Source organism: Ruminococcus sp. (assembly GCF_024691275.1).
In the GTDB taxonomy this organism is placed as follows: domain Bacteria; phylum Bacillota; class Clostridia; order Oscillospirales; family Ruminococcaceae; genus Ruminococcus.
On the sequence record NZ_JAILNU010000023.1, the window covers coordinates 1 to 22,127 of the forward strand.

The 22,127-nt window shown below is 46.6% G+C and carries 15 protein-coding genes and 1 other RNA gene; 9 read left to right on the forward strand and 7 right to left on the reverse strand.

Annotation, left to right across the window (positions count from 1 at the left end):
• The 3 genes from ssrA to smpB form a co-directional block, all read right to left on the reverse strand.
• Positions 1-170, reverse strand: a transfer-messenger RNA (tmRNA) gene (gene ssrA, locus K6G33_RS02510); the annotation flags it as partial.
• A 174-nt stretch (positions 171-344) separates the two neighbouring features.
• Positions 345-791: a GNAT family N-acetyltransferase gene (locus tag K6G33_RS02515; protein ID WP_296775887.1), complete on the reverse strand. Its 447-nt coding sequence runs from the start codon at positions 789-791 to the stop codon at positions 345-347.
• A 10-nt stretch (positions 792-801) separates the two neighbouring features.
• Positions 802-1,266 carry an SsrA-binding protein SmpB gene (gene smpB, locus K6G33_RS02520; protein WP_173449191.1) on the reverse strand — a complete coding sequence of 155 codons (465 nt, stop codon included), beginning with the start codon at positions 1,264-1,266 and terminating at the stop codon, positions 802-804.
• 170 nt (positions 1,267-1,436) lie between these two features.
• Between smpB and K6G33_RS02525 the strand changes: the two genes are divergently transcribed.
• Positions 1,437-1,736, forward strand: coding sequence for a hypothetical protein (locus K6G33_RS02525; RefSeq protein WP_296775892.1), 300 nt, complete (start codon positions 1,437-1,439; stop codon positions 1,734-1,736).
• 35 nt (positions 1,737-1,771) lie between these two features.
• On the opposite strand, the gene K6G33_RS02530 is transcribed toward K6G33_RS02525, so the two are convergent.
• Together K6G33_RS02530 and K6G33_RS02535 are read right to left on the reverse strand one after the other, a co-directional pair.
• Complete coding sequence (locus K6G33_RS02530; protein WP_296775894.1) at positions 1,772-2,983, reverse strand: cell wall metabolism sensor histidine kinase WalK; 1,212 nt, start codon at positions 2,981-2,983, stop codon at positions 1,772-1,774.
• 2 nt (positions 2,984-2,985) lie between these two features.
• On the reverse strand, positions 2,986-3,654 hold the full coding sequence (locus tag K6G33_RS02535) for a response regulator transcription factor (RefSeq protein WP_296775897.1): 669 nt from the start codon (positions 3,652-3,654) through the stop codon (positions 2,986-2,988).
• Between the two features lie 245 nt (positions 3,655-3,899).
• Here K6G33_RS02535 and K6G33_RS02540 point away from each other — a divergent pair, with 245 nt between their 5' ends.
• Genes K6G33_RS02540 through K6G33_RS02550 form a run of 3 tightly spaced genes read left to right on the forward strand, consistent with a single transcriptional unit; the run spans position 3,900 to position 7,597 of the window.
• Positions 3,900-4,568, forward strand: coding sequence for a polyphosphate polymerase domain-containing protein (locus tag K6G33_RS02540; RefSeq protein ID WP_296775899.1), 669 nt, complete (start codon positions 3,900-3,902; stop codon positions 4,566-4,568).
• A gap of 20 nt (positions 4,569-4,588) precedes the next feature.
• On the forward strand, positions 4,589-5,260 hold the full coding sequence (locus tag K6G33_RS02545) for a DUF4956 domain-containing protein (protein ID WP_173449186.1): 672 nt from the start codon (positions 4,589-4,591) through the stop codon (positions 5,258-5,260).
• Positions 5,261-5,272: 12 nt separating this feature from the next.
• The gene (locus tag K6G33_RS02550; protein WP_296775902.1) at positions 5,273-7,597 is read left to right on the forward strand and encodes a CotH kinase family protein; all 2,325 of its coding nucleotides are present in this window, start codon (positions 5,273-5,275) and stop codon (positions 7,595-7,597) included.
• 68 nt (positions 7,598-7,665) lie between these two features.
• Here the strand turns inward: K6G33_RS02550 and K6G33_RS02555 are convergent, their stop codons facing one another.
• Positions 7,666-9,936: a hypothetical protein gene (locus tag K6G33_RS02555; protein WP_296775904.1), complete on the reverse strand. Its 2,271-nt coding sequence runs from the start codon at positions 9,934-9,936 to the stop codon at positions 7,666-7,668.
• Positions 9,937-10,344: 408 nt separating this feature from the next.
• Between K6G33_RS02555 and K6G33_RS02560 the strand changes: the two genes are divergently transcribed.
• Positions 10,345-13,593 carry a family 43 glycosylhydrolase gene (locus K6G33_RS02560; protein ID WP_296775906.1) on the forward strand — a complete coding sequence of 1,083 codons (3,249 nt, stop codon included), beginning with the start codon at positions 10,345-10,347 and terminating at the stop codon, positions 13,591-13,593.
• A gap of 87 nt (positions 13,594-13,680) precedes the next feature.
• Here K6G33_RS02560 and K6G33_RS02565 read toward each other — a convergent pair whose 3' ends face one another.
• A complete protein-coding gene (locus tag K6G33_RS02565) occupies positions 13,681-15,078 on the reverse strand; it encodes an MATE family efflux transporter (protein WP_296775908.1) in 1,398 nt (465 codons plus the stop codon).
• Between the two features lie 256 nt (positions 15,079-15,334).
• Between K6G33_RS02565 and K6G33_RS02570 the strand changes: the two genes are divergently transcribed.
• The 4 genes from K6G33_RS02570 to K6G33_RS02585 all read left to right on the forward strand — a co-directional run bounded on the left by K6G33_RS02570 (position 15,335) and on the right by K6G33_RS02585 (position 22,127).
• Positions 15,335-18,181, forward strand: coding sequence for a carbohydrate-binding protein (locus tag K6G33_RS02570; RefSeq protein ID WP_296775911.1), 2,847 nt, complete (start codon positions 15,335-15,337; stop codon positions 18,179-18,181).
• A gap of 126 nt (positions 18,182-18,307) precedes the next feature.
• Positions 18,308-18,763, forward strand: a complete 456-nt coding sequence (locus tag K6G33_RS02575) for a GNAT family N-acetyltransferase (RefSeq protein ID WP_296775914.1) — start codon at positions 18,308-18,310, stop codon at positions 18,761-18,763.
• Positions 18,760-19,872 carry an SLC13 family permease gene (locus K6G33_RS02580; RefSeq protein ID WP_296775917.1) on the forward strand — a complete coding sequence of 371 codons (1,113 nt, stop codon included), beginning with the start codon at positions 18,760-18,762 and terminating at the stop codon, positions 19,870-19,872. Before K6G33_RS02575 ends, K6G33_RS02580 begins: the two co-directional genes overlap by 4 nt.
• Positions 19,873-20,111: 239 nt before the next feature.
• On the forward strand, positions 20,112-22,127 hold the full coding sequence (locus K6G33_RS02585; protein WP_296775920.1) for a M13 family metallopeptidase: 2,016 nt from the start codon (positions 20,112-20,114) through the stop codon (positions 22,125-22,127).

Below are 22,127 nucleotides of genomic sequence, written 5' to 3' on the forward strand. Positions count from 1 at the left end.
CTCCCGGTGGACAGAAGCTGACTTAAGCAGCTACCAGTACTCTATCGTTTGTAGATACTGTAATGTTATTTCTTGCGTTTATATTTAAACGTGGCGCAGGTTATGGAGATCACGCCATTCTCCGCTCGCTTATCACACTTCAAGACCCCCGTCGAAACCTTTACGCCCCCAAAATTATGAGGGGACAGGTTAGGGAGCTTTAAGTGCTCCGAATAATATTATACAATGTTTCTGAGAATTTGTCAACAGCAAACATTGTCACAAGCTGACGTTTTAAACAAAAGCTGTCGAAAACTTTGCGGAGCGCCGAAGGCGGCGTTCCTTGATATGGTGCGATACAGCATTTAATGAATGTCGATGAGCCACTGAACAAAACCTTTTTTGTCATTCGGATCATAGCCTGCTTTTTCGTACATATCAAGTGTTGATTTTTCTTTAGAGCCTGTCATCAGCATCAATCTTGTACAGTTCTCACTTAGAGCAATATCCTTTGCGAAGTTGAGACAAGCTGTAGCAAGGCCCTTGCCGCGGAAGTCAGGGTGAGTGACTACATTTTCCACAAGGGCAAAGGGACGCTGACCGCGTGTGAGGTTTGGAATTATCAAGCACACGCAGGTAGAGACTATCATTCCGTCCTCTTCTGCGACGATTATGTGGTGGTTTTTGTCATTAATAATGCTTTCCCATACTCCCTGTATACGGCAGTCGAGCTCGGGGAACGGGTTATCGTGCAGGTACATATACAGTTTGAGCAGACCGCAGAGGTCGTTTTCATTTATTTCTCTTATCATAGCGGACATCTTACCGATTCCTTATTTTCATATTGCGGTCGATCTCGCGGTTAGCGTCACGTTTAGCGATATCGGCACGTTTGTCGTAGAGCTTCTTACCTTTGCAGAGTCCCACCTGCATTTTAACTCTTGAGTCCTTAAAATAGAGGCTAAGAGGGATAAGTGACAGACCCTCCTGCTTGAGAGTTCCGTAGAGTTTATTTATCTCTCGTTTATGCATGAGGAGTTTTCTCACTCTCATGGGGTCGCGGTTAAAGATGTTGCCTTTTTCATATGGAGATATGTGCATACCGCGGACGAAGAGTTCACCCTTATCAATAGAGCACCATGAATCTTTAAGGTTTACACCGCCCTGACGGATAGATTTGACCTCTGTTCCGACGAGCTCGATGCCTGCTTCATATGATTCAAGTACGAAATAGTCATGCCTTGCCTTGCGGTTTTCGGCAATGGTCTTAGTGCCTTTTGAGCGCATAATATCATCTCCTGTTCATGTTAAAATTATACACTATGCCGTCGGAATTGTCAACAGTCTGCTGTGGGACAAAATAAAGAAAAATATTGCATTTCCGTGAAAAATGTGATATAATGTTATTACAGATCAAAGGGTGGTCTGAGTGGTATAGTAAACGAAAGGGGTATACTATGAGAGGAAATTACGGATTATTGGATCTCCTTCTTAGGGGAGTGAATGCAACTGCAAAATATATCGCCGACGAAAGGCGTGAAGCACGGGGCGAGCGGCAGCAGAATAATGAATATCTCGGAGATATAAGCGGAACAAGGGGGCTTGAGTTCGCAGAGCTGCTTCGCAGGGACATGGAAAATGAAAAAGCAATGCGCGAGCAGACCGAGAATCAGCAGCGTGAGAAGTACAACTTCAGTGACAGAAATGCTGGTATGGACGATCTGTATTCAATAGACAGCGACAAAGATAACAGATAATAAAACGGGACGGTATAAGCCGTCCCGTTTATATTTTATACGGGAAGTGAAACGAAGAAGGTATTGAGACCGTTCTCACTTTCAGCCCATATCCTGCCGTTGTGTTCATTTATGATGCTCATTGCAATGGAAAGTCCGAGCCCGTAGCTCTGACCGTCATTTCTGGACTTATCCATCCGATAGAACCTTTTGAATATATTGATGCGGTCTTCTTTTGTGAGGGGCGCTCCTGCACCCGATACGGAAAGGAGACAGTTTGAAGTCTGATGTTTCAGTGAAACGCAGACCTTTTCGGCAGGTTCGCAGTATTTCAGAGCATTGTCCAGCAGAATGCTTACGACCTGTCCCAATTTTTCCTTGTCACCTCTGACGGTAATATTATCCTCGATATCGGCTGCGAGGATAAGACCGCTCTCGAAGAAAAGAGGCTCAAATGGCAGTATACTATTATTTATGAGCTTGCTCAGATCAACGCTGTCAAACTGCATCAGCGACCTGTTATTATCGAGCCTTGCAAGCTCCAGAAGGCTTTCGACCAATCCTCTCATGCGCTTAGACGTTGAGAGGATATTTTTTGTGAAGGCGGCTCTGTCATTTTCCGTGTAGCTTTTGTCTGTCATCATTTCTGCATTTGTCATTATGACAGTCAGCGGCGTTTTCAGTTCGTGTGAAGCATCTGCAATGAACTGCTTTTGCTCGTTCCATGTCTTTTCCACAGGCTTTGTGACCCATTTTGCGAGGATAAGGCTTATGGCGAACAATATGATGTATGCCATAAGACCAATGATGGCAGAATTGCGTATAAGACCGTTTATCATGGCTTTTTCGCTGGAGATATCTGCAAATACGATAGCTTTCATGCGCCCGTTGTCATTTTTCAGGTAACGCAGGTCGTATTCAGGCAGTATCCCCGTTTCCTTTGAACTTGCGTCAGCAGCGTTCACGAGCTTCTGAAGCAGCTCCTTATCGGTCAGATCAAAATAATCGCCGCCGAAAGCCGTGAGCTCTCCGTCGCTGCCGATTGTCACGGTGAAGAATGGCAGTCTTATGTTGTCGGGCATATTATCGGGTTTATGCATAGTTGAAGATGCAGGCGGACGAAATGCCATCGTGCGCAGCATCTGAACGCTTTCACGTTCGATATTCCGCTTTGTGAGGTGCATAACAAGTCCGAAAATTGCTATGAACAGTACAGTTACGATAGACATTATGACAAGGACGAATTTCAGCCTCAGACGTTTCAGCATTATTATTCACACTCCAGATGATAGCCTAATCTGCGCACAGCCTCGATACGAACGTCGGAACCGATGCTGACCAGTTTTTTTCTCAGGAATCCCACGTACACCTCCACATGGTTCTCGACTGCATTGGAATCGAACCCCCAAACTTTTGTGAGCAGTGTCTCCTTGGAAACGTGGTTGGTTCCCGATGCCATGAGTATGCGCATGACCTCGTATTCTCTTGCTGAGAGCCTTACGCTGTTCTCATCGCATACAAGCGAAGCCGATTCCATATCAAGGCGGGTATTGCCGAATACAAGCTCGTTGACCTGTGAGCCCTGACGGCGCAGAAGAGCATTCACACAAGCGAGAAGCTCCCTTGCGTCGAAGGGCTTGGTCAGGTAGTAGTCCGCACCTGAGTTCAGCCCCTGCACCTTGTCTTCGATATCCGACTTTGCAGTGAGCATGAGTATGGGAGTGGAATTGCGCTTTTCGCGGATATCCTTTGCCACTTTATAGCCGTTCTGCTTGGGCAGCATGATGTCAAGGATAATGAGATCATAGATATTAAGCATTGCGTACTGCTCACCGCTCTCGCCGTCGTATACAGCATCAGCCTCGAAGCCCTTTGATGCCAGCATGAGCTTCAGTGAATCTGCAAGTACCTTTTCGTCCTCGATTATGAGTATCTTCATGTACATTCCCCCTTAAATGTTTTATATTATTATAATACATTATGTAACTGAATTCAACCTGAAAAAACAGTATCCTGTAATTGTTTCACATAACTTTCACCTTTGTTTTACTTTGTCTTCACCCGCTTTCAGCGTCAATTCAGCGACCTAATGTATAATAACATCATAGGCAGAAACACACACGGACTTCTGTCCCGCTAATTTGGTCTGTGTGTGTGCCTATAACAAAGAAAAGAGGTGATACTATGGATTTCAGACATGAGATCAAGCATGAGATCAATTATTCCGATATGATGACCATAAGGCACAGACTCAGTACAGTCGCTTATTCAGATCCCCATACCATAGACGGAAAGTACTATATCCGAAGCCTTTACTTCGATAACCTTGCGGATAAGGCACTTATGGAGAAGGTCAACGGTATGAGCCGAAGGGAGAAATTCCGTATCCGTTACTATAACGGTGATACTTCAGTGATACACCTTGAAAAGAAAAGCAAGATAGATCATCTTGGCAACAAGCAGAGTGCTCCGCTGACAGCTCAGCAGGCACAGAGTATCGTGGACGGCGATGTACAGTGGATGCTTGGTTCGGAATATCCGCTTGTCAGGGAGCTTTACTCAAAGATGCAGACGCAGGGGATAGCTCCTAAGACCATCGTGGACTACACAAGAGAGCCTTTTATATATCCTGCAGGCAATGTGCGCATAACGCTGGACTATAATATCAGGAGCGGAATGAGATGCACGGATTTCCTTGACACCGACTGCGTGACCGTACCTGTTTCGGATTCCATAATACTTGAGGTGAAATGGGACGGATTCCTGCCCGATATCATCAGAGATGCGGTAGCCCTTGCAGACAGGCGCGAGGGAGCTTTTTCAAAATATGCAGCCTGTCGAATTTACGGCTAAAGCCAAAAGGAGTAATTACAATGAGTTTCAATGATATTTTTAAATCCAATTTCCTTGAGAACGTGACAAGCGTCAGTATTCTTGATATGTTGATAGCGCTTGTACTTGCATTTGGTCTGGGAATCTTCATCTTCCTTGTTTACAAGAAGACATATTCGGGAGTTATGTACTCGTCGAGCTTTGGTACTACTCTCGTAGCACTTACAATGATAACCACAGTAGTTATCCTCGCAGTCACAAGTAACGTAGTTCTTTCACTCGGCATGGTTGGCGCACTTTCTATCGTCCGTTTCCGTACAGCCATAAAGGAACCTCTCGATATCGCGTTCCTGTTCTGGTCGATAGCAGTAGGTATCGTACTTGCAGCAGGCATGATACCGCTTGCAGTAGTCGGCAGCATCGTTATCGGAGTTATCCTGCTGGTATTCGTTAACCGCAAGGCACACAAGAATCCGTATATCGTTGTTATCCGCTGCGACGGCCACGACAGCGAGACAAAGGCAAAGTCCTTCCTCGAAGGCAAGACAGAGAGATGCGTTGTCAAGAGCAAGACTGCTCAGAAGGGCTTTGTTGAGCTGAATATGGAGATACGCCTGAAGGACGACAACACCGACTTCGTAAACACTCTTGCAGATATGGAAGGTGTTCAGAGCGCAGTTCTTGTCAGCTACAACGGTGATTATATGGGATAAGGATGTGATACGATGTCAGCACATAAGAGGATAGATAAAATATGCGTATCTATCGTTGCATTGACCGTAGCGATAGCAATGATCTTCTGCTGCGGAAGATACTTCGGCATTGAGACCACAGCCCGCGCGATCGGATATGAAAACAGGATATTCGACCGTTCAAAGGTGCATACCTTTGACATTGTTATCGACGATTGGGACGCTTTCCTTGAGACCTGCGAAAGTGAAGTCTATACTAACTGCAATGTTATCATCGACGGCGAAGCAGTAAGGAATGTAGGAATACGCGGCAAGGGCAATACCTCCCTCAGCTCGGTAAAAAATATGGACAGCAGCCGTTACAGCTTCAAAATAGAATTCGACCAGTATGACAGCACCAAAAGCTACCATGGACTCGATAAGCTCTGCCTGAACAATATCATTCAGGATAATACCTACATGAAGGATTATCTCGCTTATACCCTTATGTACGACTTCGGTGTTGACGCTCCTCTTTGCAGTTTCGTGTATATCACGGTCAACGGCGAGGACTGGGGACTGTATCTTGCTGTAGAGGCTATAGAGGAATCCTTCCTTGAGCGCAATTACGGAAGCAATTTCGGTGACCTCTATAAACCTGACAGTATGAGCTTTGGCGGCGGCGGTCCGGGCAAGGGCAAAGACTTCAGTATGGGGAATTTTTTTAATAAAGACAATACAGATAAAGAAGAAGGAAATGCTGCTCCGCCGAACGGTTTCGGAGGCGAAATGCCTGATTTTGGCGGAGAAATGCCCGATTTTAGCGGAGAGATGCCTGAAGGCTTCGACCCCAACAACTTTGACCCATCTGAGATGTTCGGCGAAAACAGCGGAAAGATGCCTGATTTCGGCGGCAAGGGCGGCGGATTCGGCATGGGCAGCGATGATGTCAAGCTGAATTACACAGACGACGATATCGACAGCTACTCAAATATTTTCAATAACGCAAAGACCAATGTTAATACTGCTGATAAAAAGCGTCTTATCAGATCTCTGAAAGCGCTGAAGGAGCAGTCTGATATTGAAAATACAGTAGATGTTGATGAGGTTATACGCTACTTTGTAGTTCATGATTTTCTTGTCAACGGCGACAGCTACACAGGTCAGATGATACATAATTACTACCTTTACGAGAAGGACGGACAGCTCTCCATGATACCGTGGGACTATAATCTTGCTTACGGCTCGTTCATGGGCGGTCAGGCTTCTTCTTCCGTAAATGCAGCTATCGACACACCTGTATCAAACGGCATGAGCGATCGTCCGATGGTATCATGGATATTCGATAATGAAGAATATACCGAGAAATACCATGAGCTTTTCGGTGAGTTTTTAAGCTCAGTCGATTTTGAAGAGCTTGTTTCGGAAACAGCAGCTCTCATTGATGAGTACGTTGAAAAAGATCCCACTAAATTCTGTACATATGAGGAATTTCACAAGGGCGTTGAGGCAATAAGCCGTTTCTGTACACTTCGCGCCGAAAGCGTTATCGGCCAGCTCGACGGCACTATCCCATCGACGACAGAAGGTCAGAAGGCTGACAGTTCTTCACTTGTTGATACAGACGACCTTAACATTTCTGATATGGGCAGCATGGCAAGCGGCGGCGGATTTGGCGGCGGCGAAAAGAAGGGCGGTTTAAGCAAGTCTGACAGATCTGAAAAGTCTGATACTTCAAAGCAGTTTGGCGGTGAAGTAAAGCAGACCTCTGATACTTCCGATTTTTCGGTAACTATGCTTAGCAATATCAAGCTGTTGACAAACGAGAAAAGCTTTGCTTCCGACGACAAGAAATCGAAGCGCAGCAGCGGTGACAAGTCAGGTTTCGGCGGACAGCCTCCGCAGGGCTTTGGCGGTAACTTTGACCCGAACAATATGCCCGAGGGATTTGACCCTGATAATATGCCTGATTTCGGCGGCGGAATGTCCGGCGACTTTGATCCCGACAATATGCCTGAAGGCTTTGATCCTGAAAATATGCCCGATGACTTCGACCCGAGCAATATGCCTGACGGTTTCTCAGGCGGCAGATCAAAGTCTGACAGCAGCGAGACAGAGGAAAAAACTTCCGACAGCAAGTCAGAAACAGATGACGAGCAGAAAGAAGCTCCCGATGAAAGAGCAAAGTCAGGCGATGAACAGGAAAAAGCTCCTTCCGATAAACCTGACAGATCAGGTGAGGGAAGACCTCAGATGGGCAGCTTCTCACCTATGGACGGCGGCGGAGACAAAGATAATACAGTTCCGTATGTTTTGCTTGGAGTATCAGCAATAGTGCTTCTTGCAGGTCTGGTATTCGCTGTAAAGTTCAAAAGATAAAACGTGATCCCATAAAAATAACAGGCAGATGCTTCTGATGTGAAGTATCTGCCTGTTTTGTTATAAGCTTACCATTCCGGATCATTTTCAGTTGAAGACAGTGAGTAGTAACGAAGTATCCTTGAAGCGTCGGAGCTGTCTATCTTGCAGCCATCGCCTATGCACATATTGACAGTTTCGGTGTCGATATCCGCTGCGAGGTAGGAAAGACGTTCGTCAAGCTCATCGCCGCTGTTCGTGAATGACCAGCTCTCACCTACAGAGAGCTTCGCATAGCAAGCGAGAACGATGCTTGCATCGACGGAATCGACTTTGCCGTCCATATTTACGTCGCCTTTCAGTACAGATGCGACAGCAGGAGAAGCCAGCAGTTCGCTGCCTAAGTAAATATTTATAAGGCAGGTGAAGGTCTTTCCATCGCTTACGAATTCGAGCTGTGGAATATCTGAATCGCCGAAGCTGAGCTCTTCGGGAGATACGGCAGCTCCGTCCTTTGATGCCGCAGATATTATATCTTTCGGAGTAATACCCTTTCGATACATCAGTTTACGTGCATCTTCTTTCAGGGAGACTGCGCAGGAGGTTGAAGATGGCGGTATAACAGAAGTTGCCGCAGTTGTAGTCGTGGTAGTGGTAGAAGTAGTCGTGGTAGTGGTGGAAGTAGTCGTGGTAGTGGTGGAAGTAGTCGTGGTGGTAGAAGTAGTCGTGGTGGTAGAAGTAGTCGTGGTAGTGGTAGAAGTAGTCGTGGTGGTGGTAGAAGTGGTCGTATTGACATCACGAACCAACTCGTCAGCAAACGGAATGACTACATATGTATTGTACAATGCACAGCCGTAGATGGGATTTACGCTGTTTTTCTGGTTGTCAAAAATGTGATCTCCGAGGGTAGGACCTGACTGCCACCACTGATCGGTGTAGCCGTTTCCAGTGTAAATACCGATATGATGAAAATCCGAGAGCAGCCGCAGACCATTCAGACCTGTTCCGCAGTTTCTGTCAACGCACCAGATTATATCGCCTTTTCGCAGAGCTCCCGAGCCGAGCATTTCGGCTTTTGTGGAAAATTCGTAGTATCTTATGTTATAAGTTTCGAGATAATCGAGCCAGCCGCTGTAAGTACCGCTCCACGACTGCCTCGTGAACATATAGTTGAAGTCGTCATTGAACGGGACATATCGACTGACTGCCGCGATGGAAGTCCCGTTATTTACGGCAAGTCCGTTAGAGATAGCGTGCCATACGAAAGCCATACAGTTAAGACCGCCGTCAGTAGGAGAGCCGCCGGAGTTGATGATGGTGTCCTTGCAGCCTTCATAGTACTGCCACAGGTCACCGCGGGGACATGAAGCGTAGAGCCACTCGGAGTAGGGAGTGCCTATATAATAATCATTGGAAGTATACTGGTCGATGAAGCTCTGCCACTGAGAGAGCGACATTGATATACTGCCGCCGCTGGCAGCGGTAAAGGCGTGATTGAAGTAGTAGCCTTCGGGATTTTTCAGTCCATAAGTGACAGTTCTTGTGCTGTGCTCATAGCCCGTCGTCGGGGGCTGATCGGTATGGACGCCGTCCCATGGAAGAACGATATATGTGCTGTAATATGCACAGCCGTAAATCGGATTAATGCTGTTGTACTGGGCGGAGGTGTTGCCGTCGCCGTAGACAGGACCTGTCTGCCACCATACATCATCTGAGCCGTTTCCCATGTATATTCCGACGTGGTGATTGTCGGCAGGAATGCTCAGGCCGTTCATCAGACTGCCGACAGCGCCGTCCACGCACCAGATTATGTCGCCTTTTCCGAGCACTCCGCTTGCGAGCATATCGGATTTGGTGTAGAATTCATAGTATTTTACGTTGTACTGGTTGATGAAGTCGTACCAGCGGTTGTTTCCGCCCTGCCAGCACGAACGTGAAAAGCCCTGATAATTGAAGCCGTTCAGATTGGGGACCCATCTTCCTGTCACAGAGATATCGAGCCCCGAAGCTTCGGAGAGACTTTTGGCAATGGTATGCCAGATAAAGCCTGTGCTGTTGAGGCCGCCAAGTTCAGCTGAACCGCCGCCGCTCGTTATGCTGTAAGAGTATCCTTCATCGAGCTGCCACCTGTCACCGCGCGGAGAAGCCGAATAGAGCCAGTCGTCAAATGGAGTGCCGAGGTAATAGTCGTTTGCCGAATATTTATCAAGAAACTTTATCCACTGTGAGCGGGGCTGGTTGTAAAGATTCCCGCCTGCAATATTTAAGGCTTCACAGAGATAAACTCCGTTCGGGTTACATAGTGATGCAGTTTCGGCTCGCAGAAGCGGAGTCGGGAAGATACCGCAGGTCAGTATCAAAAGAAATGATACAAATAGAGAAAGCACTTTAGTTAAATGTTTACAATTAGCGGTCATGAATGATCGCCCCTTTCGTCATAAATGCCTAAGCTCATAATATCATATAAGGTATAAAATGTCAATATTTCTCTGAGTAATAAAAAAATAATGATATAAATCGCAAAATAGCGCTGTAAAGGCTTCATTTTATCCACCAAATCTTCGTTTTTTCGGTTGATATGCAATTGGCACAATGATAAAATAAGCGTGAACAGGCAAATAAAAATTCGTTAATATGTTACATATAATGCACAGAAATATGTGGACATTTTTTTCATCAGTGGATCATGATATTATTGCCGTTGATGTGAGGAGGCAAGAAGACGGTAAATAATATGAACGGGATATTACAATAAGGAGGAATTATTTATGAAACATTTTCAGGCAAGGAAGGCGGCACTGTCATTTATTCTCGCAGCAGTCGTAGCGCTTCCTTTGGTCACGGCTTCATCAAGCCCGTCAGCAAAGACTACCGCAGCAGCAACGATCAACAACCCTATAATCTGGTCTGACGTTCCCGATGAAGACGTTATCAGAGTGGGGGATACCTATTATATGGTAAGCACCACTATGTATTTCAGTCCGGGTGCGCCGATAATGAAATCGAAAGACCTTGCAAACTGGGAGATATGCGGATATGTCTACGACAGGCTCGCTGAAGGCGACGGCGAGAACCTGAAAAACGGCAAGCATGACTATTCTAAAGGACAGTGGGCTGCAAGTCTCCGATACAACGAAAAAACAGGCAAGTTCTATGTATTTTTCGGAAGCTACAGCACCAACAAGTCTTACATTTATTCAACAGATGATATAGAGAACGGCGAGTGGTCAAAGGTAGAACTCAACGGTATGTACCACGACGCTTCGATACTCTTCGATGACGACGGCAGAAATTATCTGGTCTACGGCGGCGGAGAGATCAAGATAAAGGAATTCAACTCCGATATGACAGGCTTCAAGCAGGGCGGAGTTGACAAGACCCTCTTCAAGACAAATATTACGGGATATGTTGCCGGTGAAGGCTCCCATATCCAGAAGATAGGCGATTACTATTACATATTTATTATCGCATGGCCAAGCGGTACAGGACGTGTTGAGATATGCTTCAGAAGCAAGGATCTCCTCGGAAATTACGAGAGAAAGACCGTTCTCGATTCCAACTTAGGTTCATACAACAGCGGCTGCGCACAGGGAGGTATTGTCCAGACTCCCGACGGAAAATGGTACGGACTTCTTTTCCAGGATCACGGTTCGGTAGGACGTATCCCTGTCCTCGTACCTGTTACATGGCAGAATGACTGGCCTATGATGGGCGTAAACGGAAAAGCTCCTCTCACGCTTGATCTCGGAACGAGCACGGGAACGGATCTTGCAGGCGACGACAGCTTTGATTATTCCACGAATGATCTTGCTCTTGAATGGCAGTGGAACCACAACCCTGATAACAGCGCATGGTCTGTTACAGAGCGTTCCGGCTGGCTGAGACTGAAAAACAAGACTCTCGCTTCAAATCTGCTCAATGCGCGCAATACCCTCACAATGCGTACTGAAGGCCCTTCATGCAGCAGCTATATCAAGCTCGATGCTTCAAACATGAAAGCAGGCGACTATGCAGGTCTTTCGGCATTCCAGCTCAAATACGGCTGTATCGGCGTATATGTTACCGACAGCGGTCAGAAGAAGGTATATATGTCAGTCAACGGAGGCAACGATATCGGAAACAGCTCCAACAAGATCGTTGCCGAGCAGAATATGAGCGGCGACGAGGTATACCTCAAGGTGGATTTCAAGTTTGCAACAGTCAATAATGACGGAAGCTCGTCAAATAACATTGACAAGGCGAATTTCTACTACTCATATGACGGTCAGAACTGGAACAAGCTGGGACAGGAACTCTCGATGTCCTACGACCTGAAGCTATTTACAGGCTACCGCAGCGGTATCTACAGCTATGCTACAAAGACTACAGGCGGATATGCTGATATCGACTTCTTCGAGTACGAACGTCAGATGTGGAACGGCTGCAACGGCAGCAAGGTCCTCAGCGGCTCACCTGTGGTTATCGAGCCTGATGAGAACGGTTTCTACTTCCATAACACGTTCGAGAGCGGTACGGATTCATGGACAGGCAGAGGCTCGGCAAAAGTTGAAAACAGCAGCAGCCAGCATTATGCAGGCAGCGGTTCCCTTTACTGCTCAGGCAGAGAGGCTAACTGGAACGGCGCTACACGTACGCTTTCATCGGCTGTGTTCAAGGCAGGCGAGGAGTACAGCTTCAGCGCAGATGTAATGTATACAGAGGGTCCTGCTACACAGAAATTCTATCTCACACTTCAGTACGAAAACGGTACAGACGAGACACAGTACGATAAGATCGCTATTGTTGACGCTGTTCCGAAGGGAGAGTGGGTACAGCTTTATAACCCGAACTATAAGATCCCCGAAAACGCAACTAATATGCAGTTCTACGTTGAGACTGCCGACGACGAATACAGCTTCTATGTTGACGAAGCTGCGGGCGGTATCGCAGGACTTGCCATCGACGGTCCTAAGGCTGCAAAGGTGATACCTGCTGATATCAACGGCGATGAAGTTGTAAACAGCCTTGATATGGTAGCTGCAAGAAAGGCACTCACAGGCAAGGAGTTCGCTTCCGCAGCAGCTAAAAAGGCGGCAGATGTTAACGGTGACGGTGAGTTCAATGTTGCAGATGCACTTCTCATTCAGCAGTATATCCTCGGCAAGATAAGCGAGTTCCCAAAGGCTGAGCCTGTAAAGTCTGTTGAGGAGGAGAAGGCTTCAAATAACTACACAATGGCAGAGTATACAAAGCTCGTGGAGACAAAGCTCGCAAACAAGGAGCCTGATTCATCACATCAGGAAAAGTCGGGCGTTAAGTACGGCACAGTAAAGAGCGGTACATATTATTCTACGACCTGCAAGCGCGAAAAGCCGTACAATATCCTTCTCCCTGCAAACTACGACAGCAGCAAGAAATATCCTGTTCTGTACGTTATGCACGGTTACTGGGAGAATCAGGACAGAATGATAATAAAGGGCAACAACACTATGTATACCCGTCAGATAATCGGCAATGCAATTGCAAGCGGCGAAGCTGAGGATATGATCGTTGTCTTCCCTTACATTTATTCAAGCGCTACTCAGAAGGACTGCTCGGCAATGGACGACAACAACAACCGCGCTTATGACAACTTCATAAACGATCTCACAAAGGATCTCATGCCTCATATCGAAAAGACCTACAGCGTCAAGACAGGCAGAGAGAATACAGCTATCACAGGCTTCTCAATGGGCGGACGTGAGTCTCTCCTCATCGGTATGCAGCGCCCCGACCTTTTCGGCTATGTGGGAGCTATTTGTCCTGCACCGGGTGTTACTGGCAGCTTCAACTGGAAGAGCGGCGAAGAACCACATCTCCTGTTCATCACAGCAGGAAGCAATGATGAGGTAGTATATACTACTCCAAGCGGCTATCATGACAGCTTCACAAAGAACGGAGTACCTCATGTATGGCACTATGTGAACGGCGGATATCATGGTGATAATTCAATACACGCTCACCTTTACAATTTTGTCCGCGCAGTGTTCAAAGCATAATAAACTTATTCGATACATTTAAACTTCCTCAGAAAGAGAAATACCGCAGTTCCGTTTTGGAACTGCGGCGTTTCGCTATATATAGTTTTAAATATCATCAACGATATTGTTTATCCATATATTGCTGCGAACCATGAAATATCCGATTGCGACCTTGATTACCTCGGAGAGCGTGACAACTGCAAAGACAATGCGGATATCCAGATGAGTGCAGTACGACAGGACAGCTGCAAGAGGTATCATTATCAGCCATGTAAAGCCAAAATCGAAGAGGAACGTGATGCCTGTTTTGCCGCCGCTTCTCAGTGTGAAGTAGCAGGCGTTGGTATAGCTCCACATGGGCATTGCCGCAGCCTGTATCATTATCATATATGCTGCGAGGTCACGTATGTTGTCCTCGGTGTTGTAAAACTGTGGAAAAAGCGGCGCAAGGGGCAGAGTGACAAGTCCCACGGCAGCAGCAGAGACCACTGCGAAGAAAAGCAGCTTGTTATCGAGGTCACGGGCTTCTTTGAGCTTGTTAGCTCCGAGACGCGCACCGACGATTATAGCGATACACGCTCCCATCTGAACGTATATCGAGCTGAAAAGATTCGTCATGGTGCTGGATATATTTCGTGCTGCGACAACATCAGTGCTCCTGACAGAATAGCACTGCATGACCACAGACATTCCCAGTGACCACAGGAATTCGTTTACGAGCATGAGTATACCCTTTTTCGTGATGTCTGCAATAAGCCGTGAAGGAATGTGGAAACCGCGGAAAAGTCCTATGATATACTTGTTTCGATCATGGTGGGTGTGTGCCCAGACGATGACCACAAGAGCCTCAAAGGTCTTTGCGATGACAGTTGCCCATGCTGCGCCCCTGACACCTAATTCGGGCATACCGAGCTTTCCGAATATGAGACCGTAATCAAGGAGCACGTTTATGCCAATGGCGGACATAGCGCCTATCATTGGGATCTTTGTTTCGCCGCACTCGCGGATAACGCTGGAGTAAGCCTGACCAATGCCAAAGGGGATAAGTCCGATAATGATTATCCTAAGGTATTCGGAACCGCATTTCAGTATCGCGGAAGCCTGTTCGGGTTCGCTCTCCTTACTTATGAAAAGGGAGATAAGCGGTGAGCCGAAAAGACTGAAAACGGCAGCAGCTATGGTGATGATCGCAGCACATACGATCAGGCGGAAACGAAAGGTGTACTTCTGACCTTCGTGGTCGCCCTTGCCGAAAAACTGCGCGCCGAATATGCTGGGACCTGCTACTGCACCGAAAATGGTCACGTTGAATACGAATATGAACTGATTGACGACGGAAACTCCGCTCATAGGTTCAGTGCCAAGTCTTCCGACCATGATATTGTCGATCAGACTTACCAGATTTGTTATCATCATCTGAAGTATCATAGGCACGACCATAGTCAGTATCATTTTGTAAAAGGCTTTATCGCCTATAAATTTTTTTCTGAAATGTGAAAACATATACTCCTCCTGTGTAATAGGATTAATTATATCATAGCACAGGTTAAAAATCAAGTTCGGTAGGTATAAAAATTACCAAAAATGTAATAATAGTTGTATTATTGTATAGGTTGCTGCATTATAATTAATGCATAGAAATAAAAACGGCTATCATGCACAAATTAAGTGAAGATGATAGGGGAATTAAAAATAGTATTTCTGCACGGAGCTTAAAAATACTAACGCTTCGTGTGAAATATAAAAAGGAGGATTATTTATGAGTAAAATCAAAAGAGCAGCGGCTATTGCAGTCAGTCTTTCGTCGATGTTTTCAGCTGTGAACTTCACGACCCTCTCGGAAGTCACAACTGCGGCGGGAATACAGGCTGTGTTCTATGTAGCCCCTGACGGAAGTGACAGCGGCGACGGTTCTATAGGCTCACCGTTTGCTACGCTGGAAAAAGCCCGTGATGCAGTGCGGAAGATCAACGGCAGCATGAGCGGCGATATCGTAGTGTATCTCCGCGGCGGTGATTACCGCATCACCAAGCCTTTTGAGTTTGACACAAGGGACTCAGGAAGCGGCGGATATACCGTAAGATACGAGGCGTATGAAGGCGAGACTCCCGTTATCAACGGTGCTCAGAAGGTAACAGGCTGGAAGAAGTACAACGACAAGCTGTGGGCGGCTCCTCTCGACCGCGACATCAAGCTGCGAAATCTGTATGTAAACGACCGCCGTGCCAATATGGGCAGCGTTCAGGTGCAGGCAAAAGGCGGATACGGTGACTACTACATTCAGGCAGGTCAGGCGGACTGGGCTTGGGATTCGGGCAAAAAGAGCGACGGTATCGTCTATGATGCAGGCTCAATACCGCGAATAACTTCAAACTTCGACGATCTCGAAGTTGTCAACGGCACAACATGGAACGAGAATATCGTATGCTCCCGTGATATCAAGTACGACGGCGGCAGCATGATACTTCTGCTTCAGCAGCCCTATGGCGCTATTGCTCAGACTCCCGGTTGGGGAGCAGGCTTCACAACAAACGGCACTCATACAATATATAATGCCTTCTCGTTCGTGGACAGCGAAGGCGAGTTCTTCTTCGACAAGACTGCCAAAACTCTGTATTACTATCCGAGAAGCGGCGAGGATATGACTTCTGCCGATGTTGAAGCTCCTGTAGCTGACGGACTTATAAAAATAGCGGGCAATTCTACAAGCGACAGGGTTGAAAATATAAGCTTCAGCGGGATAACCTTCGCAAATACGGATTATCAGCTCACAGATGTGGCAGGCTCGCACGGTAAGACTACCTGTCAGGCAGCTCAGACCTATACGGCTTTTGCCGATTCAAACTGGCATTCCAAGAACTACGAAATGGTAGATACTCTGCCTGCGGCTATACATATCACCAGCAGTGATAACATAAATCTCACAGGCAATGTTGTAAAGCATACAGGTGCAGACGGTATCTCCATGACAAATGATGTTATCAATTCCGAGGTGCGCGGCAACTTCGTTACCGATATCACTTCCAGCGGTATCACAGTCGGTCACCCGCAGCACATCTATATAGGCGATAAGACGAACAGTAACCGAGAGAAGTTCCCAAAGGGCGTTGAGGGCATATGCAAAAACGACCTCATCACCGAGAACCTTCTCTATGACATAAGTGTCGTACACGGTTTCGGCGGCTGTGCAGCAATAACAGCATACTTCGTTGACTCTGTGAAGATACTGAGCAATACAATTGAAAAGACCGCATATAACGGCATACATCTCGGCTGGGGCTGGTGCAACTTCAAGGACAGCACCACCTGCCGCGACAATCAGATATGCTACAACAGAGTTATCAACTCGCTGAATCGTCTCCATGACAGCGGAGGAATCTATACTATCGGTCAGATGCCGGGAACTATAATCAACGAGAACTACGTTCAGGGAATACCTGCGGGAGGTCCGGGCTGGCCGACATACGGTCTTCACAATGATGAGGGCACGACCTATATCGAGGAGAACGACAACGTTCTTGAAATAAGCCCTAATGTTACATACACTATCAACTGCGAGGAGTACGGCGACAAGCACCACCTCACTATCAAGCGTACATATGCTACAGTAAATAAAATGGGCAAGAACCCGCCGTACAGCGATATCGACACTCCTATAGTCGTTTCCGATAACGTATGGCCGTTTGCACAGTATAAGATATGCCTCAACTCTGGTATATCCGATACTTACCGCGGAATGATGCCTTCATGGCTCAAATCCGCAGCAGATTATGCTTTCCCTGCAAGCTGCGCAACTACCTGCGGCAGCAAGCTTCCTGTCAGAAAGGTCGATGGTACTGTATGGATAGCTCCCGACGGCACAACAAGCTTCAAGGCAGGAGCAGATATGACCAAGGCTAACGGCGGAGCAGGTACCATAAAAACTCCTTCAAAGGAAGGCGATTACAAGATATACGTCCTTGATGCGAGCGGTAAGGTGCTAAGCAAGTCGGGACATATCCTCCGTGTAAGCGGCAGCGGTGATGCAGGTGACGTGATCGAGGCTGAGAGCTGCTATTACAAGTCAGGCATCGACACCGAGAACTGTTCAGAGGGCGGAAGCGATGTTGCTTACATCGAAAACGGCGACTACATTGGCTTCAAGGACATTGACCTTACAAGCGCAACAGATATCGACTTCCGCATTGGTTCAAACGGCGCTGCAGCTGCACTTGAAGTACGCCTTGATGCTCCCGACGGCAAGCTCATTGGAAAAATGGACATCAAGAGCACAGGCGGCTGGCAGAAATGGACAACTCAGAACTGCAAGATAGATGCAACTTCGGGCAAGCATGATGTTTACTTCGTATTCACAGGCGGCGAGGGCTATCTCTATAACGTGAACTGGTGGAGACTCAACAAACCTGCGGAGGAATACATACTCGGCGATCTTAACGGCGATGAGATCGTGGATATCTATGACCTGACACAGATGCGCAGAGTTGCTGTTGAGGGCGATGCAGAGCGTTTCGGAGCAGCTGATATCAACGGCGATGATACTATTGACGAAGCTGACCTGATACTTCTGAAGAAGTTCATCATGGGCGAGATAAAATCATTTGACTGAATATAATTCTAAGGGAACGTCTTTGCGGCGTTCCTTTTTTTGTATCGGGCATTTTTCTGCTGATTTGACGGCATCGAAAAAAAGTGGTATAATCTATTTTGCAGATAATGCGAAAGGAAAGATTATATGGAAAAGAATATCAATATACGTCAAATGAAAGCTGATGACCGCGATGAAGTCATTGCTATGATGAGAGTTTTTTACGATTCACCTGCGGTCATTCACAAGTCATCGGACGAGATACTTATGCGCGATTTTGATGACTGTGTCGGAGATACGCCGTTTCTCCGCGGTTTTATGCTGGAATTTGACGGCGATGCCGCAGGCTATGCCATGGTATCGCTGGGGTATACCACAGAGTACGGCGGAGTTTGTGTATGGCTCGAGGATCTCTATATAAAGCCTGAATACCGCCGTTTTGGGATTGCCTCAGAACTGCTGGCATACATTGAAAGGGAATTCCCCGATGCTGTCCGCTTCAAGCTTGAAGTAGAACAGGAGAACGAGCCTGCATACGCCTGCTATTTCCGCGGCGGCTACAGAATGTCGGATTACGGGCTTATGACAAAGGAGAACGTATGAAGCAGGTTACGAAATTTTTCAGATCGCAGCCCGTACTTGCTATAGCTTTCGTTCTTGCAGTCATTACCATGTTCATTATACCTCCTGATAAGAAGTATATTGGCTACTGCAACAGAACTGTACTGATAGAGCTTTTTGCACTCATGGCGGCAGTTGCAGGACTTCGCAGCATAGGCATATTTGATTCAGTGACAGGAGTGCTTCTCCGTAAGACGGGAACTGTGCGGCGATTGGGAGCATTTCTGACGCTGATAACCTTTTTCAGTGCCATGGTGGTTACCAATGATGTGGCACTGATAACATTTGTCCCATTGACGCTGCTTATCTACGGAAGTATTAAAGACAGCCGAAGCCTTATAATAACAGTCGTTCTTGAGACCGCAGCCGCTAATCTCGGCAGTATGATGACACCTGTGGGAAATCCTCAGAATCTCTACCTGTACGATGAATTCGGACTGACCGCAATGACCTTCCTGAGAACGATGCTTCCTGTAGGAACTGTGGGACTTGCTGTTGTTATGCTGCTCTCGTTGCTGCTTCCAAATGATAAGTGCGAAGCTCCCAAGCCTGAGAAGATCAAAGTCCTGAAGCTGAAGGCGGCAGTATACACAGGTTTGTTTTTGTTGTGTATCGCGGCTGTGTTCAGAGTAATACCTGATTGGGTGTGTCTTGTTGCAGCAGTTCTGGCAGCCGTTGTGTGCGATATAAAGCTGCTTACAAAGGTGGACTATGCTCTGCTTGCAACTTTTGTGTGCTTTTTCGTTTTTGTGGGAAATATCGCACGTATCGAAACAGTCAGCAGTTTTTTCAGAGATATCCTGTCAGGCAGGGAGCTCATAGTCGGAGCGCTCTTGTCACAGGTCATAAGCAACGTTCCTGCGGCAGTAATGCTTGCAGGCTTTACCAAAAACGGAACGCAGCTTCTTCTCGGAGTGGATATCGGCGGCTTTGGAACGCTCATAGCTTCATTGGCGAGTCTTATATCCTTCCAGCTCTATCGCAAGTCCGAGATGGCGCAAGCAGGCAGATATATGGTGGTATTTTCAGCAGTAAATTTTGGACTTCTCGGTCTTATCCTCGGAGTGCAGCTGATTATTTCTAGCTTATAAAGAATATTAAATGCGGCGGTAAACTGCCGCATTTTTTTTGCGTAATAATCCTTAAATATAGTTATTGAATTATTAAATCTTTCTTAATTCTATTGACATTATATGCAATTGTGAATATAATTTTAATATACAATTCATTTAAGGCATATAGATAAAATATAATAGTATTTATAATTGCCGCATGAATTAAGGTTTGTGCGGCTTTTTTATGCCATGATAATAAGAATCGGAGGATAAAAATGCGAAATTTCAAGAAGCTTCTTGCGCTCCTGCTGACTTGTTCGTTATCATTGGGAACTTTCGGCTGCGTGGAGAAGTCAGATGCTGAAAAATCTGACGGTGATACCGCAGTCAGCAGCGAAGGAAATGACATATCAGCCAAAAAGGCGGAAAAGCCGCGTCTTCAGGACGATTTCTATGACTATGTGAATTACGATACACTGATGGATATGGAGATACCTTACGGTGAAGATTCGGTGGCTCTTTTCAGCTTTAATGATTCGATCGACCAGGCGAAGGAAATGATAAAGGAGATCGGCACAAGCAAGGAAAAATTCACGGCTGGAAGCAATGAGCAGCTCGTTCATGATGCATATTGTCAGTTCCTGGAGTACAAGGACGACGGCTATGCCGAAAAGATAATCATGGACAACTGTGACCGCATACGTGCTGCTGAAAATATACAGGAGCTCTTTGAGGTCTGGGGCGACCTTGCACGGAATTACGGAGCAGACTCCATTATTCAACTGAGTGTCCGCAGGGACTACAAGGACGGTTCGAGATATTCCCTTTACAATTCACCTGTAAACAATTTCTTTGATTCTTCGATAAAAAAGCTCCATGAGGAAAGCCAGGAGGCAAGTAAGGCGAATGCTATTGCGCGTGATATGCTCCGAGCTCTGGGTGACGACTATGAGACTGCCAATGAAAAGGGCAGACAGATGGCTTATCTGGGAATATATATTGCCGATGCCACAGATGTTGATCTGAAAATGGATCTCGATCTCGCAATAAGTCTGGAGCGCATAAGCTTCAGCGAGTTTGACAGCATCTTGTCAAACCTTGACGGCTCGGCAGTTGAGATGTTTTTCGGAGATGCCGAAAAGTACACGGACGGTATCTATGTCGCTGACAAGGGACAGCTCGAAAAGATCAACGAGCTCATAACAGATGATAACCTTGAAAGATGGCGTACATACCTCCTCTCAAGCTATCTTTACTCCTTCTGTGAGTACATACGCAGCAGCAATGAAATATTTGCCGAATATGCTCCTGAAAGCAAGAAAGAGCAGGACGAACAAGCTGCGGGCTTCGTAATGGATCTTTGTGCCGATCAGTTGAGCGAGCTGTATGCGGAGAAGTACTATACTCCCGAGCTCGATGAAGCTATCCACGGTCTCTTTGATGACATTATATCAAGTTATGACGAACTTATCACGAAGGCTGACTGGCTCTCTGAGGAAGCGCGTACTCTCCTGAAAAAGAAGCTCCATAACATTATACTTATCACTACACCTGTGATGCATAAGACAGCCCCTGCCGATGCAAAGCTTATCGGCAGAAATAAATTTGAGACTGTTATAAATTTCCAAAAGGAGTTCATCAGGAAGTCACTGGAAAAACTGCCCAAAAAAGTGGACAGGGACGTGCCTGATATGCTTTCCATGGATTACAACGCGCAGTATCTCCCATGCAACTCAATAAATATAACAGTTGCTATCATGCAGAAGCCGATGTTTGATGTCAACGGCAACCGCGCAGAAAATCTTGGCGGACTGGGCTTCGTCGTAGGTCACGAGATAGGTCATGCTTTTGATTCCACACTCATGCAGTACAATGCAGACGGAGACTATGATCCCGAATGGCTGCCCGAGACTGACCGAAAGGCTCTCAAAGAAAGAGCAGATGCTCTTACCGAGTACTACAGCAAGTACACTATCATGGAGGTCTACCACGTTGACGGAGAGCTTACAAACGGCGAGAACTACGCGGATATCGGAAGCATGGAGTGTATAACGAATCTCCTTGATGACAAGGCTGATCTTGAGAGAATGTTCAAGCGCTATGCTGAGAGCTGGTGTAGTCTTGCTGTGGATAAATCGGGTATAGATCAGGTACTGACCGATGAGCACAGCCCTGAAAAGATACGTGTAAATGCTGTCCTTTCTTCAAACAGCAAATTCAACGAGGTGTTCGGACTGAAAGAGGGCGACGGAATGTACACAGCTCCCGAGGAAAGGGTAAGCAGGTGGTAA